Annotated in this window: 16 protein-coding genes; 9 read left to right on the forward strand and 7 right to left on the reverse strand. The window is 50.8% G+C overall.

All coding sequences use genetic code 11. The annotated features are described in order from the left end of the window. Positions 1-840 (forward strand): acyl-CoA desaturase (locus IQ260_RS14110; RefSeq protein WP_228016064.1); only part of this gene is annotated, 840 nt, incomplete at its 5' end. A gap of 12 nt (positions 841-852) precedes the next feature. On the opposite strand, the gene IQ260_RS14115 is transcribed toward IQ260_RS14110, so the two are convergent. Continuing rightward, the gene (locus tag IQ260_RS14115; protein ID WP_228016066.1) at positions 853-1,209 is read right to left on the reverse strand and encodes a hypothetical protein; all 357 of its coding nucleotides are present in this window, start codon (positions 1,207-1,209) and stop codon (positions 853-855) included. A gap of 634 nt (positions 1,210-1,843) precedes the next feature. Between IQ260_RS14115 and IQ260_RS14120 the strand changes: the two genes are divergently transcribed. Both IQ260_RS14120 and IQ260_RS14125 read left to right on the forward strand, forming a co-directional pair. Beyond that, on the forward strand, positions 1,844-3,823 hold the full coding sequence (locus IQ260_RS14120) for a cation:proton antiporter (protein ID WP_228016072.1): 1,980 nt from the start codon (positions 1,844-1,846) through the stop codon (positions 3,821-3,823). 207 nt (positions 3,824-4,030) lie between these two features. Beyond that, a complete protein-coding gene (locus IQ260_RS14125) occupies positions 4,031-5,236 on the forward strand; it encodes a hypothetical protein (RefSeq protein ID WP_193993750.1) in 1,206 nt (401 codons plus the stop codon). Positions 5,237-5,246: 10 nt separating this feature from the next. Here IQ260_RS14125 and IQ260_RS14130 read toward each other — a convergent pair whose 3' ends face one another. The 3 genes from IQ260_RS14130 to sfsA form a co-directional block, all read right to left on the reverse strand. Then, positions 5,247-5,972, reverse strand: coding sequence for a PHP domain-containing protein (locus IQ260_RS14130; RefSeq protein ID WP_193993751.1), 726 nt, complete (start codon positions 5,970-5,972; stop codon positions 5,247-5,249). 249 nt (positions 5,973-6,221) lie between these two features. After that, complete coding sequence (locus IQ260_RS14135) at positions 6,222-6,422, reverse strand: DUF2811 domain-containing protein (RefSeq protein ID WP_193993752.1); 201 nt, start codon at positions 6,420-6,422, stop codon at positions 6,222-6,224. A gap of 482 nt (positions 6,423-6,904) precedes the next feature. Further along, complete coding sequence (sfsA, locus tag IQ260_RS14140; RefSeq protein ID WP_193993753.1) at positions 6,905-7,621, reverse strand: DNA/RNA nuclease SfsA; 717 nt, start codon at positions 7,619-7,621, stop codon at positions 6,905-6,907. A 249-nt stretch (positions 7,622-7,870) separates the two neighbouring features. Here sfsA and murJ point away from each other — a divergent pair, with 249 nt between their 5' ends. Then, entirely contained in the window at positions 7,871-9,475 is a 1,605-nt protein-coding gene (murJ, locus tag IQ260_RS14145) for a murein biosynthesis integral membrane protein MurJ (protein ID WP_193993754.1), read from the forward strand. A 68-nt stretch (positions 9,476-9,543) separates the two neighbouring features. Here the strand turns inward: murJ and IQ260_RS14150 are convergent, their stop codons facing one another. Both IQ260_RS14150 and IQ260_RS14155 read right to left on the reverse strand, forming a co-directional pair. Further along, complete coding sequence (locus tag IQ260_RS14150) at positions 9,544-10,299, reverse strand: Uma2 family endonuclease (RefSeq protein ID WP_193993755.1); 756 nt, start codon at positions 10,297-10,299, stop codon at positions 9,544-9,546. A 65-nt stretch (positions 10,300-10,364) separates the two neighbouring features. Then, positions 10,365-10,802 (reverse strand): hypothetical protein, encoded by a 438-nt coding sequence (locus IQ260_RS14155; RefSeq protein ID WP_193993756.1) that lies wholly within the window; start codon positions 10,800-10,802, stop codon positions 10,365-10,367. 282 nt (positions 10,803-11,084) lie between these two features. Here IQ260_RS14155 and IQ260_RS14160 point away from each other — a divergent pair, with 282 nt between their 5' ends. Genes IQ260_RS14160 through IQ260_RS14180 form a run of 5 tightly spaced genes read left to right on the forward strand, consistent with a single transcriptional unit; the run spans position 11,085 to position 15,968 of the window. Beyond that, positions 11,085-11,801 carry a hypothetical protein gene (locus IQ260_RS14160; RefSeq protein WP_228016075.1) on the forward strand — a complete coding sequence of 239 codons (717 nt, stop codon included), beginning with the start codon at positions 11,085-11,087 and terminating at the stop codon, positions 11,799-11,801. A 4-nt stretch (positions 11,802-11,805) separates the two neighbouring features. Continuing rightward, complete coding sequence (locus tag IQ260_RS14165; RefSeq protein WP_193993757.1) at positions 11,806-12,810, forward strand: aromatic ring-hydroxylating dioxygenase subunit alpha; 1,005 nt, start codon at positions 11,806-11,808, stop codon at positions 12,808-12,810. Next, complete coding sequence (locus IQ260_RS14170) at positions 12,807-13,760, forward strand: ferritin-like domain-containing protein (protein ID WP_193993758.1); 954 nt, start codon at positions 12,807-12,809, stop codon at positions 13,758-13,760. The genes IQ260_RS14165 and IQ260_RS14170 overlap by 4 nt, the downstream gene beginning before the upstream one ends. Next, positions 13,753-14,982 carry a P-aminobenzoate N-oxygenase AurF gene (locus IQ260_RS14175; RefSeq protein ID WP_228016076.1) on the forward strand — a complete coding sequence of 410 codons (1,230 nt, stop codon included), beginning with the start codon at positions 13,753-13,755 and terminating at the stop codon, positions 14,980-14,982. Before IQ260_RS14170 ends, IQ260_RS14175 begins: the two co-directional genes overlap by 8 nt. Next, positions 14,979-15,968 (forward strand): aromatic ring-hydroxylating oxygenase subunit alpha, encoded by a 990-nt coding sequence (locus tag IQ260_RS14180; RefSeq protein ID WP_193993759.1) that lies wholly within the window; start codon positions 14,979-14,981, stop codon positions 15,966-15,968. The genes IQ260_RS14175 and IQ260_RS14180 overlap by 4 nt, the downstream gene beginning before the upstream one ends. A gap of 195 nt (positions 15,969-16,163) precedes the next feature. Here IQ260_RS14180 and IQ260_RS14185 read toward each other — a convergent pair. Then, positions 16,164-16,437: MSMEG_0567/Sll0786 family nitrogen starvation N-acetyltransferase (locus IQ260_RS14185; protein ID WP_193993760.1), on the reverse strand; the 274-nt coding region annotated here is incomplete at its 5' end.

Genomic DNA, 16,437 nt, shown 5'->3' on the forward strand with positions numbered 1-16,437 from the left:
GTGACTGTTGCAAACGCTCAAAAACCACCTATTAATTGGCCTACAACGATCTTTATGATCGCTGTACATATCATTACTTTACTGGCATTTTTACCTGCGAACTTTAGCTGGAGCGCTGTCGGCGTAGCGCTTTTTTTACATTGGGTTACCGGCTGTTTGGGGATTACGTTGGGATGGCATCGCCTGGTGGCCCATCGCAGCTTTAAGACCCCTAAGTGGCTAGAATACTTTTTCGTATTTTGTGGCAGTTTGGCTTGCCAGCATGGTCCCATTGAGTGGATTGGGCTGCATCGTCATCACCATGCCCATTCAGACCAGCCCGTCGATCACCACAGTTCCACAAAGGGGTTTTGGTGGAGCCACATGGGATGGATTTTTCATGAAGTCCCCGCTGATAGCGATGTGCCTCGTCTGACAAAGGACATTGCTAACGATCCGTTCTATCTCTTTTGCGAAAACTACTTTCTGCTGATGCAGATTATCTTGGGCGTAGTGCTGTACGCCATCGGTGGCTGGTCCTTTGTGCTTTGGGGCATTTTTGTCCGGTTAGTTGCGGTCTATCACTGCACCTGGTTTGTCAATAGCGCTACCCATAAGTTTGGCTACCAAACCTATGACGCGGGTGATTATTCCACCAACTGCTGGTGGGTGGCTGTTGTTACCTATGGCGAAGGTTGGCACAACAACCACCATGCGTTTCAGTTTTCAGCCCGTCACGGACTGAAGTGGTGGGAAATTGATATGACCTGGATGACGATTAAGCTGCTATCCAAGCTGGGGCTGGCGAGTAAGGTAAAACTGCCCAAGCCAGAGGATATACAGGCGGCTTTATCGGCCTAGGGCAGCAGCAGCCTAGCGTCGCGACGTGATAATTACACCGCTGGCGATGCCTGCTGCTAACACCGCTAATACTCGGAAGGGCACGGACAGGAGAAGCCAGACCCCGGCGATCGCAAGCACCATAGCGATGACGATTAATAAACCCAGCCAGCTGGAGATCGGTAGCTGGCTATATTGCTTCCACTGGTGCCCTGTCCATCGCCACAGGCGTCGATAGGGATGAGCGCCGGATAGCTGCTCCAAACCAAACCCACCGTCGCGAATCACATAGATTTGCTGACAGCGATCGCAACCGAAGGCCTCAGTCAGCGTAATCTCCTGAATTTGCCCTCGATGACGACAGGATGGGCAAGGGTAAACCTCGCTCAAATCTATCTTCTGAACTAGCTTTTGGGAACGTAGGGCTCGATCCTTAAGAAACTTACAATGGCGCAGCACTAGCTTTGAAGAGAAGGGAGATTATCCCCAACGTAGCCACTCCCTTAGGGGATGTGAGTCATTGTTAAGATCGACTTTAGAGTTGATACAGAATGTAATGTTGTTTAACTTCAATACTATCTATTGAAAAAAAAATCTTACAGCTAGCTCCATAAAGTTAGCGTTTTGAAAAAACTCCCACTAATATATATGCGTGGGCTATGGTTCTCTGCGATGAATATTCGCAGTATTTCTGCAGATTTCATCTGTTTGAGTACACATATCCCAACATGACATTCAACCTTGGTATATTTACCGGCGGTCTGTTTGTCGTATCTCCTTATAACTCCTGTGATTTGGGTGGCGTTTGTCCACCCTTTTTTTTGCCTATGACTTCGCTACTATGATTTCGCTAGGGGCATTGCCGATCCCCCCACCCCCGCGAGGTGCTAGATTAGGAGTTTGAGCCTATTGGTGCTATCCAGGGCTTGTGAAAGCTATCGTCGTTATTTCTTTGAAACCAACCATAGAAGCAGTGTATCGTCTAGGCTCCGTCTGTGAGACAGCCGCCACAATTTAGCAGCCGATGGCAACCCCGTTTGATATCACTCTGCAAATCGTATTAGCAGTTCTAGCTGGTATTACAGCCCAGGTGGTCGCTGAGTATTTGCGGTTACCTAGCATTATTTTTCTGCTGAGTTTAGGCGTGGGCTTGGGGCCAGACCTGCTCGGGGTCATCGAGCCCAAGCTACTGGGCACAGGCTTAGAGGTGATTGTGTCCCTCTGTGTCGCCCTAATCTTATTTGAAGGTGGTCTCAATTTAGAACTCAAAGAGCTGGGGCAGGTTTCTGGCAGTTTGCGTAACCTGATCACCATTGGGACATTTATTACCTTATTGGGCGGCGGTATGGCGGCCCACTGGTTTGGCGAGTTTCCCTGGCCTCTAGCCTTTCTCTATGGCTCCCTAGTGGTGGTTACAGGGCCTACCGTCATTACCCCTTTACTGCGCCAGGTGCAAGTGGAGCGAAAAGTCGCCACCATTTTAGAAGGGGAAGGGGTGCTGATTGACCCCGTGGGGGCAATTTTGGCCGTGGTGGTGCTGGATATTTTGCTCAACGGCGATACCGATGTGGGGTTTATTGTGGGCGGGCTGGCCCAACGCTTGAGCATTGGGGCTGTGATTGGCGGCGTGGGCGGTGCTCTCCTGGGGCAATTCCTAAAACGGGCAGATTTTTTATCGGAGGAGCTGCGTAATCTGGTTGTTTTAGCCAGCGTGTGGGGCTTGTTTGGTCTAGCTCAGGAGATTCGCAGTGAATCGGGCCTGATGGCAGCGGTGACAGCGGGCTTGGTATTGCGGGCACTGTCAGTGCCGGATGAACGCTTACTGCGACGGTTTAAGGGGCAGCTGACGGTCTTTTCAGTATCTGTCCTGTTTATTTTGCTGGCGGCGGACCTGTCCATTGACAGTGTATTTGCCCTGGGGATGGGGTCAGTGTTTACTGTACTGGCCCTGATGCTAGTGGTTCGTCCCCTCAATATCTATGCCTGCACCATCAATAGCGATCTCAACTGGCGACAAAAATTATTTCTGAGCTGGATTGCTCCTCGGGGGATTGTGTCTGCCTCCGTGGCCTCTCTATTTGCCATTCTTCTGACCGAGCGTGGTATCAACGGTGGGGATTCTATTAAAGCGCTGGTGTTTTTGACCATTATCATGACGGTGTTTATCCAGGGGCTAACGGCGCGTAGCGTTGCCAAGTTTTTGGGAATCACTCAGGCGGATGCGACTGGCGTGGTGATTGTGGGCTGTAATCCGGTGGGGCGGCTGGTGGGGCGGCTGTTTGCCCAGCAGGGAGAGTCGGTGGTGATGTTTGACACCGATGAAGAAGCCTGCGAGCTGGCTAGAAAGGACGGGCTGCGGGTTTACTTGAGCAGTGCCCTAGATGCGGAACTTTTGGATGAAGCGGGTTTGAGTTCGATTGGTACCTTTTTGGCGTTGACCACGAATGGCGAAGTCAACTCAGTGGTTGCGGAACGGGCTGCTGAAGAGTTTCAGCCCCCCCGTGTACTGGCCATCTTGCCCCGTAGCGATAAAGAAACAAAGCCCAACGGCAAAGGGGGTAAGGTTACTCCCACGCCGCTGGCCATTAAAACCTGGAATACCTACCTCAAAGATGATGCCGCTGAATTGAGTACGACTCAGCTACAGCCTGAGGACTTTGAAAAGCAGCGCGATCAGCTCAATAAGCTAATCTCTGCTGGGGATGTGTTACCCATCACCCTGCAGCGTAATGGAAAATTAGATGTGATCTTGGGACCCAGCACCTGGCAGCCTGGTGATACGGTCGTTTATTTAATTCACGACCCCACTCCTCAGCTTCTCAAGCGTCTGTCTGGGGGCAAACGCACTGGACGTTTGGTTACGGAGACCCTGCCGTCTGCTCTGCCCAAGCCCGATGATTCTGAGGAGATGACTGTCTCCTCAGATACTGCTTCCCCAGATACCGCTCCCCCAGAAGCTCCTCCTCCAGAAAAGGAACAATCCGGTGGATTGCAAACGTCATGATGAGCGCCATAGCGGGGAATTATGAACGGGTTTACAGCTATCCCAACTGACGGGAAGCACTGGTGCGATCTCAAAATCGCACTACTTAGGTGCTCCAACTATTCACCAAATTGTCTATGCTGATCTCAACAGCCTGAGATTCCCTGTTTATTTTTTCTGATTCACCAAGTTTGCCCCTGCACTTGGAAGTAGTGCTCTCAATGTGCCATGCCCAACCTTCCTAAGCTATCTACCCAGCGTTCAGCCACAGCCTCACAGGCAGTGCAGCAGCTAAAAAGCATTCTGACTACGCCCTATGCGATCGCAGCCTTTGTTTCCATCGGCTTTCACGTTGTGGTACTGGCTGCCGTTGCCCGGTCTTCCTCAGCCGCGTTTGCAGCCTTTGGTGAGGAAGGTGGGTCTGAACCACGTACAGTGCCCCTCGTCACACTATCGCCAGCTGAACAGGGACGACTGCCTAATTTTAATCAGCCCCAGCTGTCCTCAATTCCTGATATCACTGCCAGTACCCCCCTCAGAAATCTGCCGAACTCCACCCTCTTTAATCCGTCGACCAGTCGGCTAAAGACGCCGTCGAGCAGTTCGTCTAGTCGGTTAAACCGCAACCGCCCCTTTAATAATCCCTATATTCCTAGACCCAATTTAGCGATTAGAAATACACCGTCACGCTCATCGCAAAGCAGCGAGCGGCGCAGCACCCCTGTTACCAATATCCCCGTCCCACCGTCAGTGAATGAGCGCGGTCTTAGTGAAGAAGAAATTAAAAAAAGACAGCTAGAAATTGAGGAGCAGCAGGAAGCCGCTGCCGCTGAACAAGAAGCAGCCAATAACCCAGAGCCAGCCCCAGGTCTTCCCGACCTGCCTGAGCAATCGGATGAACCCATCGCTGAAGATACTGAAGATGTTGGAGATAACGTTGTAGCTGCCAATCCTGAAGCACAAATCCAGCTGTCTCGGCTAGAAGAACTGCAGGCTAGCTCTGGGGTGAACTATGACGAGACCAAAACAAATCCAGAGACAATAGAGGAAAACTATGCCCTCTGGGAAACTGAAACTCCCCTAGACGAAGAGGTCACCATTCAAACAACGGCGGAAACTGAACCTGTGGCTGTGGGCGAGGGGTTGAATCTCCTTTGCAACCAAGCTGAGCCGCAGAATGGTGAGATTGGAGTTTTAGTGGCCCCTGACGGCACCCCCATTAACGCCGATATTCTGCTTAGCACCGGTTATGCAGACCTAAATGAGGCGGCTCTCGATGAGGGATTTAATGGCAGACAGTATGCTGAAACCGAGACAGCCACGCGCTACCGCATCGGAGTCGCTGTAAACTACGATCATGAAGCAACCTGTGCAAACGCTGCAGAGATTCTAGAAAGTGCGCGTGCCAATCAGCAGGAGGCTGCTGCCGAATAAGGCTACTCGTCTACACTCGACGAGTCAGGTTTAGACCATGGCTATCGGTACCACAGGTACTCAGTAACTGATGGGTATGGGCCAGCTCCTGGACACGTTCTGTTTTTTTAGGCGTTGGCCGCCACTCTGCAGGATGGTCGTAGGCATAGTAGGTTTCTACTCCGTCAATGCCTAGCGCCGCTGCTGCGGGAATCAGGTCTTCTGGAGAACGACGATATCGGGCTGGATGTGCTAAAACAGCCATGCCTCCAGCAGCTTGAATCGCCTGGATCACAGGCTTGGCCTGACGGTTTTCGCCACTCGGGGCTCCCCCCTGTAAATAATGGCTAAGTGCTACATGCTCTGGGTTAAACGCATAGCCCAAAATATGCACATCTACGTTTAGCAAACTAGCGGTAATTTCTACGCCGCACCAAAGCCTGGGCAGCTTAACTTTTTGACTCGTAGACCAGTTAGACGGATGGGTCCAGCGCCAGTTTTCTAGCCATTGACACGCCTGCTGGTAGCCTCGAATCGTATGGTGATCGGTAATTGCAAATCCCTTTAGCTGTAGCTCAATAGCCTGCTCCATCAACGCACCAGGGCTGAGCTTCCCATCAGAACAATGGGTGTGCATATGAAAGTTGTAGTGACGAGGGCAACTTTGATCAGTGATTTGCTGAAAAACACCTTTTAAGTCTTCAGCAGCCTGACTAGTGGAATAAAGTGCACTGGGGCGGGCAGAGGACTCAGCCATAGATAGGGCAAAAAACTATTGCATGATACTAATATACCCAAGACTCTTAAACCGCTGGGAGCTAAAAGCCTTTAGCTCCCAAACCTATCTTCAAAAAAGTCTTGAGTTACTAGTCTAGTACCCTTATTTTTTAGTTGTTTGAGAATTATTCACCGTTTTCCCTTACAGCGGGACAGCTAGAAAGGAATGTCACCTAAGATCGGGAAAACGAAACTACTGATTCTTTAAATGAGGTGGGACTGAGTTTGGTTAAGCTGCGTAATTAAATAGAGTATCTAGATAGACTCGAGACGTTCGGCGATCGCTGTCACCATTTTGCATAAGGAATAACGACAGTGCTGCCGCAAAGACTCGGTCTTGGTCCCATGCTGGATGATTTTCCAAATATCCTCTGAGAGATTCATGGAGTTCTTCAGGAATCTCGGCCAGGATACTAACAGTAATTTTCATGGATAGGAAAACCTCAATAGTTGCAACACGTCCGTCCTGGAAACTTACAGAATGGAACCGTAGTGGTCAGATAATTCTGCTAACGAGGTAGGGCATTGTCAATGCCAATATGATTTTCTCAGTGGCGCTCAGCAATTTCCGCACAACCAACTTAAAGGGTTAAGCCCCGATTTTTGTTACATTAGTTCACCTAAGAATGTCCCTTTCTCAGGTTTCTCCCTTCGTCAACGCTATCCCCAGAATCGAAGATAGCGTCTATCTTTCGTTCTATCCCTGTGGAAAACCTGTGGAAAACCCCCTTTAGCCTGTGGAAAACCTGTGGATTCTGTGGGGAAAAGTCTGACCAAAAATAAAATTCAATTTCACTGCCAAAAGGTATCTGTAGCTACAAGATTAATGTATAAAAAGGCACTGTTATTCTGCGTGAAATGTCGCAAAAAAGTTCATGCGTACTGTTTTGTGTTGATGGCAAGCGTTCTAAACTACAGTTCTAGCTGGGCCAATCCGATGTAGGTGATGCCAGTGGGGGAGATATCAAATCGACAGGGCAGGACTTCGACGCCGGCTGCGATCGCAGCCCGCAGTAGCTGACCGTACTTAGGGTCGGCACTATCCCCCGGTGCAAATCGGTCACAGTCACCCCGGTTAATGAAGTACAGCATGACCGAACGGGCCTGGGGAACAAGGGCGGTAAGTTCACGCAGGTGTTTTTGGCCTCGGGTAGTCACCGTGTCTGGAAATAGGCACAGACGTTCTTTGGCCCAGGTGGAATTTTTGACTTCTATATAGATGGGGCGATCGTCAGTGGTGAGGAGAAAGTCAATACGGCTCTTTTCGCCGTAGGGCACTTCTCGTTTGATGGTGTTGTAGGTGCCTAGAGACTCAAAAAGATGCTGGTCAAGGGCCGCTTGAATGACGCGATTAGGCAGGGCCGTATTCACCCCAGCCCAGGTGGGTTCATTGTCATGGACTTCGGCCAGTTCCCAGGTATAGGCTAGTTTTCGCTTGGGGTTATCGCTTTGGGAAACCATCACTCGCCCGCCAACGTGGCACACGCCTGTCATCGGCCCTGTGTTGGGGCAGTGGGCGGTGATTACGTCACCGGAGGCCAGCTCAATATCGGCCATAAACCGTTTGTAGCGTTTGAGTAGGGTGCCTTCTAGCAGCGGAGGAAAGGTGTGAACCTGGGTGGGGGCCATGAAAAGTGTGTCCTGAAGATGTGTTCTGAAGATCTGTCCTATTACGTTCTATTGAACTGTGATGCAAAACTTGCTACTCTCTAATTCCTGTGAAATTTCGGACTACTAACCGCAGTAAAGGTAGTTGTTCTGGGTTTAGTATTTTTGATTATCTGTTAATTTCGGCAGTGTTCTTGCTGGTTAGCTCCGCGACAGCTGTGTTGTGATTGGGCACGGCATAGCGTAGTTAAGAGTCAGTGTGAGTAGCCAGTGACAAAACGATCCTTAGCCGGTATTGCCGGAATTGTTGCGATCGCAACCCTGATCAGCAAAGTATTTGGTCTAGTCCGCACCCAGGCAATTGCGGCTACCTTTGCCGTGGGACCTGTAGCTGACGCCTACGGTTTGGCCTACGCTATTCCTGGTTTTTTGCTAGTGCTCCTAGGGGGTATCAATGGCCCCTTTCATAGTGCCATCGTGCGCGGTGTCGCCAATCGAAAAAAAAGCGAGATTGCCCCCTTGGTGGAAACCATTACCACCCTTGTCGGCGTCGGGTTGCTACTGGTCACATTAGCCATTGTCATCTTTGCCCCAGCCATTATTGGCATCCTGGGTAATCGCCTGAGTGAAAATGCAGAAGCCGGGGCCATCACCCGTGACATCGCCATTTTGCAGCTTCGCATTATGGCCCCCATGGCCATGTTTGCCGGACTGATCGGCATTGGCTTTGGCACCTTGAATGCGGCCGACCACTATTGGTTACCCTCCATTAGCCCCTTATTTTCCAGCAGTGCCGTCATCGTGTCCTTGGGAGTGGTGTTCTTTACCTTGGGGGACAACATTGCCGAGCCTCGCTATGCCCTGGTGGGTGGGGCTGCCCTTGCTGTGGGCACTCTAGCCGGGGCCGTTCTGCAGTGGCTGGTGCAGGTCCCGGTCCTATGGAAACAAGGCTTGGGACGTCTGCGACTGCGGTTTGATACCCAAGACCCGGCAGTCAAGGATGTCCTGAACGTGCTGGGTCCGGCCACCTTTTCCTCCGGCATGATGCAAATCAATGTGCAGGTAGACCTGTTTTTTGCCGCTGCCATCCCTGGTACCATCGCCGCTCTGGATTATGCCAACCTGCTGGTCCAAACCCCCCTCGGCATTATTTCCAATGTAATTTTGGTGCCATTTCTGCCTATTTTTGCCCGGCTGGCGGACCCGATTCACTGGGACGAACTCAAGCAGCGCATTCGCCAGGGGCTATTGCTCACAGCATTGACTATGCTGCCCCTGAGCGCCGTGTTTGTCACCCTGGCGCTGCCCATGGTGAGGGTGGTTTATGAACGGGGCGCGTTTGATAAAAACGCATCCCAGCTGGTCACATCGGTCCTGATCGCCTATGGCGTCGGCATGTTTGTGTACCTGGGGCGGGATGTTTTGGTGCGCGTGTTTTATGCCCTGGGTGATGGCGATACCCCGTTTCGCATCAGCTTGTTTAATATCGGGCTGAATGCCCTGCTGGATTTTCTGTTAATTAGCAGATACGGTGCCCCTGGTCTGGTCTTAGCTACGGTTGGCGTCAACCTGGTGTCCATGGTGGCTTTGCTGATTCTGCTATCGCGTAAAATTAACGGCCTCCCCTGGCTTGAGTGGGCTCGCCCTCTGGTATTGCTGATTCTCAGCAGTATCCTATCGGGTGTTGCCGCTTGGGGCAGTCGGCTGGGTCTGGAAGCCTGGCTGGGGGCAGGTGGGTTTTTGACCAATTTGATTGTTTTATGCGGAGCCGGAGCCGTCAGTTTTGGTGTGTTTGCGGCGGCTACGTTGGCTTCAGGCATCCCTGAGGCAAAAATGTTAATTGATCAGCTGAAGGCAAAATTGCTAAGACGATGAATCAGGGAATAGCGGCATAGCATTGAATTAAGGCTGGTGGGCGGTGCCCACCCTACAAAATATCTGGGCTATAGGGAGTCTGGGTCAATTCCTAGCTCCCTTAATTTGTCGGATAAAAGAGCTGCCCGCTGTTGAGCTTCGTCCCGTTGCTGCTGGGCCTCGTCACGCTGCTGCTGAGCCTCGTCGCGCTGCTGCTGGGCTTCGTCTCGTGCCTGGGCTAACTCCACTGGTGTGAGAAATGGGTCACCGGTTGGGCTATAGATAATCAGGGTTTCCTCTGTCAGCTGAAACCGAATGCCAAGGCGGGGACTAACCCAATTTTGAATGTCGCTGATTTCCGCATTAATTTCGATCACGCCACGTTTAGGACCGGCTAACTGCCAATGCCAGCCCATCAGTTCGTTTTGATCTGGGTCGTAGAGGTAATACTCTTCTACACCGTAGCGCTGATAGAACAGGGCTTTACGCGTCATTTCCCCTGGACGATTGCCCGGGGATAGAATTTCAAACACCACCTGGGGTGCAATGTCTGCTTCTAACCATTGACGGTAGGAACCTCGGTCTCCCTTGGGCCGCCCAAACGCCACCATTATTACATCTGGTGCCTGGCGCACCTTGTTATTGCCCTCTACCGGATACCACAGCAGATCGTCAGCGACAAAGACATTCGGCTCATCCGCAAACAGAACGTCTAGATTTTCCTTGATGGTGACAATCCAGCGAAACTGCTTGGTATTATCGGCCATGGGATTGTCATCGCTATCGGGATAAACAATATCAGCCGTATCAGCCGGATCAGCCGTGGTCTGGGGCTGCGCGCTCATGGGTATCTAAGCCTGGAGGTCGTTAGTTTTAATCATAGCTTCTCACTCACGCAGCGATGGGAGGGCTAGCAATTGGGACAGCTGCGCAGTTTTTCAGCGGTGGCGGGATCTTTAAGCACTAGGGTGCGCCCCTTGACGGTATAGGCGTCACCGATATAGCCGGTCCGATCAAACAGGATTTGGTGAATGTGCTGGTCTAGCTTTACCGGATCCTCGATGCGATCGCGATAGTATTCCTTGATATCGTACTCAATCCCCATCAGACCCATCAGATCGTGCAGCTCGGTTTCATCACCGCCTAACGCAGCGGAACGCGCCGCTGGATTTTGCCATACCTTCATGATGACTGAGTAGGGTACGCCACCGAGGGTGATCGCCCCGCTGGTGAAAAGTACGACCCATGTACCGACCGCCAAGATCGAGCCAAATAACGTTACAATCGCCGCATTTCCTAGGGTCTTTTTTGACTTTTGGCGAGCCTGGACAGATCGTAGTGAATACATAGTGACTCTAAGTGACTTTATAAGGATTAACGGCAGCCGACTTACTTCCAACCTAGCGAGTCGTTCGAAAAAGCACTAAGTAGCTATCTGCCAGTTTATACAAGCTTTATAAATATAGCCCTTTCGACCGAGATACCTATGGATTTGTGCGTAGCATAAACTTCGCAAGACTTCCTATCCTTACGCATGAAGACGGTCTGCATATTACAAGTTCATTCCACTCATTGCATATTCTCAAACAGATCAGGCTAAATGCAATCAGACACCATCTAGATGAACGCCATGATGCATTCCCAGCTAGTTTCTATTTCAACTTTAGATACTGACGATCGTGAGGCTATGTATAGCTTACTAACGCATCACTTTAGTGGTGTAACCCGCAGTACATTTGCTAATGATCTAGCCGGTAAAAACTGGGTCATCTTGATCAAAAACAAGATGGGACAGCTTAAGGGATTTTCCACCTTGCGACTTTACGATGCCATCGTCAAGGGTGAATGTTTGAGTGTCGTTTACTCTGGTGACACCATTGTTGATCCGACGGCTTGGAGCAGTGCTACGTTACCGCGCGCCTGGATTCAAGCTATCAATCAGCTGCGCTGTCCCAACAAGCGTCTATTTTGGCTACTTATTTCCTCCGGGTTTCGCACCTATCGCTTACTGCCCACATTTTGGCAAAGGTTTTATCCTCACTTTGATCGCCCCACCCCGTTAGCCACGCAACAGCTGATGGATACGCTCGCCCAACAACAGTTTGGTCATGGCTATAACCCCAAAACAGGCATTGTTCGTTTTACCCATCCCCAGAGACTGTCCCCCATCCTCGGGACTGTACCGCTAGAGCGACGTACCGAGCCGCACATTCACTTTTTTGAGCAGGCAAATCCAGGCCATGCTCAGGGGGATGAGCTAGTCTGCCTCACAGAAATTTGTGTCGAGAATCTGACAGCAGCGGGACGGCGCATGTGGTTTGGGCGTAACTGTACCTTAGTGGCCTAGGCAGATGAAACTAGAGAAAAATCCTGTTTTTAATCGCGCCGATCGGTTTGTTGAAGGCTGGTACTGGGCGATGCCCTGCCGCGCCTTGGGCGTAGGACAGGCAAAAGCGCTCACCCTCATGGGTCGGGATCTAGTCTTTTACCGAACTCATTCTCGAAAAGTTGTTGCACTGGATGGTTACTGTCCTCACATGGGCGCTGCCTTAGCCCAGGGTAAAGTCAAGGGAGAGCATCTGCGTTGCCCACTCCATCACTGGCAGTTTGACCATGGGGGGCAATGTGTTGAGATTCCTGCTGAGGGTCAGCATTCCGAGAGAATGGCCAATACAAAAATTCATGCCTGGCCCACAGCCGAACACTACGGCATGATTTGGATCTGGACGGGAACAGAACCGACGTATCCGCCCCCCTACGTGCCTGAGCTGGAAGACATAGACTGTGATGTGGCCCTCAGCTATCGCTTTGAGCGCAGCTGTCACCCGAATGTGTTGATGATTAATGCTATTGATGCCCATCACTTTAATTCGGTCCACAATCTTCCTCTAGAAATCAGGTTTAAGGCTCAGGCGCTCAATCGTAATGCCCTTTGTCTCGACAACATGACTCGCGGTGGTGCAGCCTCTCGGTTTGTAAAACTGATCCGTCCGCTGTATCGCAATGAAGTTACCTACAAGATGTGCTATTGGTATGGCAGCACGGGCACTGTCACCCTGGGACCAGATTTTTTTCACTTTCATATTATGTTTGCTCTGCGCCCTATGGCCGGGGGACGTACCGAAGGCTGGACTATGTTGATCACTCCCAAACGCCTGGCACCGATTAATTTTGCTGTTTTATGGATTACTCGACAGGTGGCCGCCTACTTTGCCACTGGCGATATTCAAGTTTTTGAAGGAATTAAGTTTGATTTTAAAACTCCCCTGCGGGCAGATCGATCGATTCTAAAATTTGTTCACCATGTAAATAATCAAAAGTCCTTAAGCTGGGGCAGCTGGAGTAGCGCGGCATGATAACAGATAAACTCTCTCAGGTATCTGGCTTTGATCTGCCAGTTCTCACCTCAAACAACAAAGTCACTCGTGTGTTGACAGCGGCTCTACGGGAGCGAGATATTTTGCATGCAGCGCGCGCTGATAGCAATCCCATCTACTGGCAAGCGGACTATTTTGATTTAGATCGAGTTTCTATTTTTCAAGACGCCAGTGAGCCAGAACAGCGACAGATTTTACAGCAGCTGAATCAGGATTTATTACAAGAGTCTTTAGCCATTGAACAGGCGGGTGTCGGCTACATGGCTAAAATGGTACTGATGGCTGAAAGTAGCCAGGAAAGACTACTATACAGTCTGTTTACGGCGGATGAGACTAGCCATCTGGTGCAGCTACAGCCCTATGGTGCTGCCTATGGGCCATCAATTGATGCGCCACCTAAAGTCCTCGATCCTTTTTTACAGCTACTCGCTGACATTGTAGAAAGCACAGACAAAGCTCTGCTGCTCTTTGTTCTACAGGTGGTGTTAGAGGGATGGGGATTGACCCACTATCGCAGATTGGCTGGGGGGTGTAAAGATAATTCACTCAGAGAGCTGTTTCGTAGTTTTCTTCAGGTGGAATCGAGACATCACGGGGCTGGAGTTACCTTGTTTCGGCAATCCTATAACCAGTCTCACCTATCATCCAGCAGCCAAAGTGCAATTGTGGACTGTCTAGCCTCGTTTTTACAGATGGTGCGGGTGGGGCCTCAGCGGGTGGTCAGTGCGATCGCAACCGCCAAAGGCCATCTCTCCCGACCCCAGCGCCTCCAAATTCTACAGCAGCTAGACACCGTCACCCACAGCCATCAGCGGCTGCAGCTGCTCAGGTCGCTGATGGCCAGTACAGAGAGTTCTATTGTGAGTGAATTAGAGCACAAAGGTTTGTTTATCCCCTTGAGTCCGGAGGAGGCTGCCAGCTATGGTTAAAGACATTTGCAAAGATCAGACACTCACGGAGCAGAATAAAGAACCTACGTTAGAGTCTCAGCCGTTAGATAGCGCTTTACAACGCCGATTGGAGATTAACTATCGACGCAATCAGCGACAAGATCATACCCAGCTATTAGATCAAGCGGGACAGGACTTTTGCTACGCTGACTGCAGCGATAGCTATTGGAATCCCGAACCATTTTCGCTATTGTACGGCACCCCTTTATGGGATCAAGCTAGTGACTATCAGCGTGTTGTTCTCAATCAGCTTTACTGGGTGGCCTACTACTCTCAGATCATCTCCGCTGAGATTGCTACGATCTTTTTTAATCAAACCAGTGCAGTCGCGCTCTATGCCCACGAAGGGTTTCGCACCATCTGCGATATGCTCGACCTGGAGTCCTCCCAGGAGCGAGCCCACATTAGCGCGTTTCGAGCGGTGGCAGAACAAACAGAGCAGATACTGTTAGGAAAGCGGCTGTTTAGCTATCCCATGCGGGGACCGTTTACAGAAACGATGATTTTTGCAGACACCCATCAGTTCAAGCGCTGGTGGAAACAGATCCAGCTGCAGGCATTTGGGTTTATTTCTTCAAACAACAGCTTTCTTGCCTGTCAGTATTTTACCGTGCGAGGGCTGCGTACCCTCAATGGCAAACTGATCCAGCATCAGCTCAGCCGCTATTATCAGAACGATACGGATCAAGGCCATGTGCCGATACCCGCCAAAATCTCATTCTATCACTTTATGGATGAGAGTTTTCATTTTAATAGCTCAACGCTGCTATCCCATGAGGTGATTCGATGCTTGCCAACCCCAACCAAATTTGAGGCGTTTGTAGCAAATTTAGGCATTCGCGGCTGCCAGCAGGATCATCGTCAGTTTTCGGTGGCGGTCAATGGTATTTTTTGGCACGATCCGGCGCTGTATTTAAAGGTTTATGAGCTGTTGCGATCGCACATCTTTGCCATGGATGACGCTGAGGCCCAGACCATGATGCGGGCTTGCTTTACCCAAGAGTCCGACGGTTTGCACCACAGCTACCGTACCCATCAAGAAGCCATGGCATCATACCGGGCCTACTTAGAACCCTTGGACTATGTGTGGCCCAGTAATCGGGCCATGAAAATTATGGAACAGGCATCGATTGAACAGTATTTGCACACCCAGCGTAGAGCATTGCCCCGCTTTTTTCAGGAGTTGAAACAACAGCCATGACCACACTGTTTAACAACTGGGATATGGTTGCCAAGGGCTGGTATTTAGTAGCCGCTTCCCATGAGATTTCTAAAGAGACTGTTAAATCCTTTGATATTTGCGGTCAGCGGATTGCTGTTTTTCGCGGCACCGACGACCAAATTCGGGCCTTAGATGCCTACTGTCCCCACATGGGCACCGACCTGGGTATTGGCAGCGTCGATGGCAACCGGGTACGCTGTTTTTTTCACCACTGGGCCTTTGATGGAGTCGGGCAGTGTCAGGATATTCCCTGCCAGGACACGATTCCACCGGGGGCGCAGATTCAGTCCTATGCTACCGAAGAGAAGTATGGTTTTATCTGGATTTATCCCGAGCAGGTGGCTCCCACAGCGGTAGCAGAGTTTGATGAGCTGAAGAGTCAGGACTTAGCGGTGGCTGCCGATCGGCCTCTTACCCGCCAGTGCCATCATCACATTTGTATGATCAACGGCATTGATGTGCAGCATTTGCAAACGGTGCACCATCTACCGGTAGATCTGAAACTCTCGCTGCAGCAAACCGGGGAGCAGATTGACTTTAACCTCAGTGGTGAATTTCTCAATACTAACTGGCGCGAGCGTTTGGGGCGCTATATTTTGGGGCCGCGCTATGCTTACTCCATGCGCTATGCCCACGGTTGTTTGGGACTGCTTACTATGATGAAAGGGGTACGATGGATACCGCCGCTACATATGCTCTATGCCTATCGACCGATGGAGTCAGGGGAAACGTTTATTCAGCCGATCTATGTGACGAAGAAGAGAACGGGTTTGCTGGGGTGGGTGGTTACTCAGTTGCTGCTGTGGCTGACGCGGCTGAGCTACTATGCTTTGCGGGGTGAGGATGGAAAAATTTATGACAATATTCGGTTTAGTACTGAGCGGTTGTTGCCGGTGGATGAGCCGATTGTTCGTTATGTGAGATATGTGAATGGGTTGGTGGCGTCGAGGTGGTCGAATTTGTAGAAATCGGGCAATGGTGGGAAGGGTTGCTCAGGGCTTTCCTCCCCGAACCCCTCCTGTTCGTGGGGGCCTCGACTCCCCCACACCCCCCGAAAGTAGGCTGCTATCTATAGCGAATATACTGGTAAGGGCTGGGTTACGGCGGGGTCGATTAGTCAGGTTGTCCCTATCAGGTTAGAAGATTGTTCTGATGATAATCTAAGCAACTTGTTTCAGTGGCAATGCCGGACGCGGCTGATCGGTTGCAGGATAATGCTCCAAATCAGCCTCCATCAAATGATGAGGACGACCCAGAATTTCAATTTCTTCCAAACTATTCCAATGAAGCCGCGTAAAAAATCGCACATTTTGCAACTGAACAGTCGCCAGAAAGCGATCGCAACCCCAAGTATTCGCCGTAGTCACCGCCTTCTGGATCAACCCTTTACCAATCCGCCCCACCCGCCGAAAGTCTGGATGCACCCCCAAACGC

Source organism: Leptolyngbya cf. ectocarpi LEGE 11479 (assembly GCF_015207065.1).
GTDB lineage: Bacteria > Cyanobacteriota > Cyanobacteriia > Phormidesmidales > Phormidesmidaceae > Leptothoe > Leptothoe ectocarpi.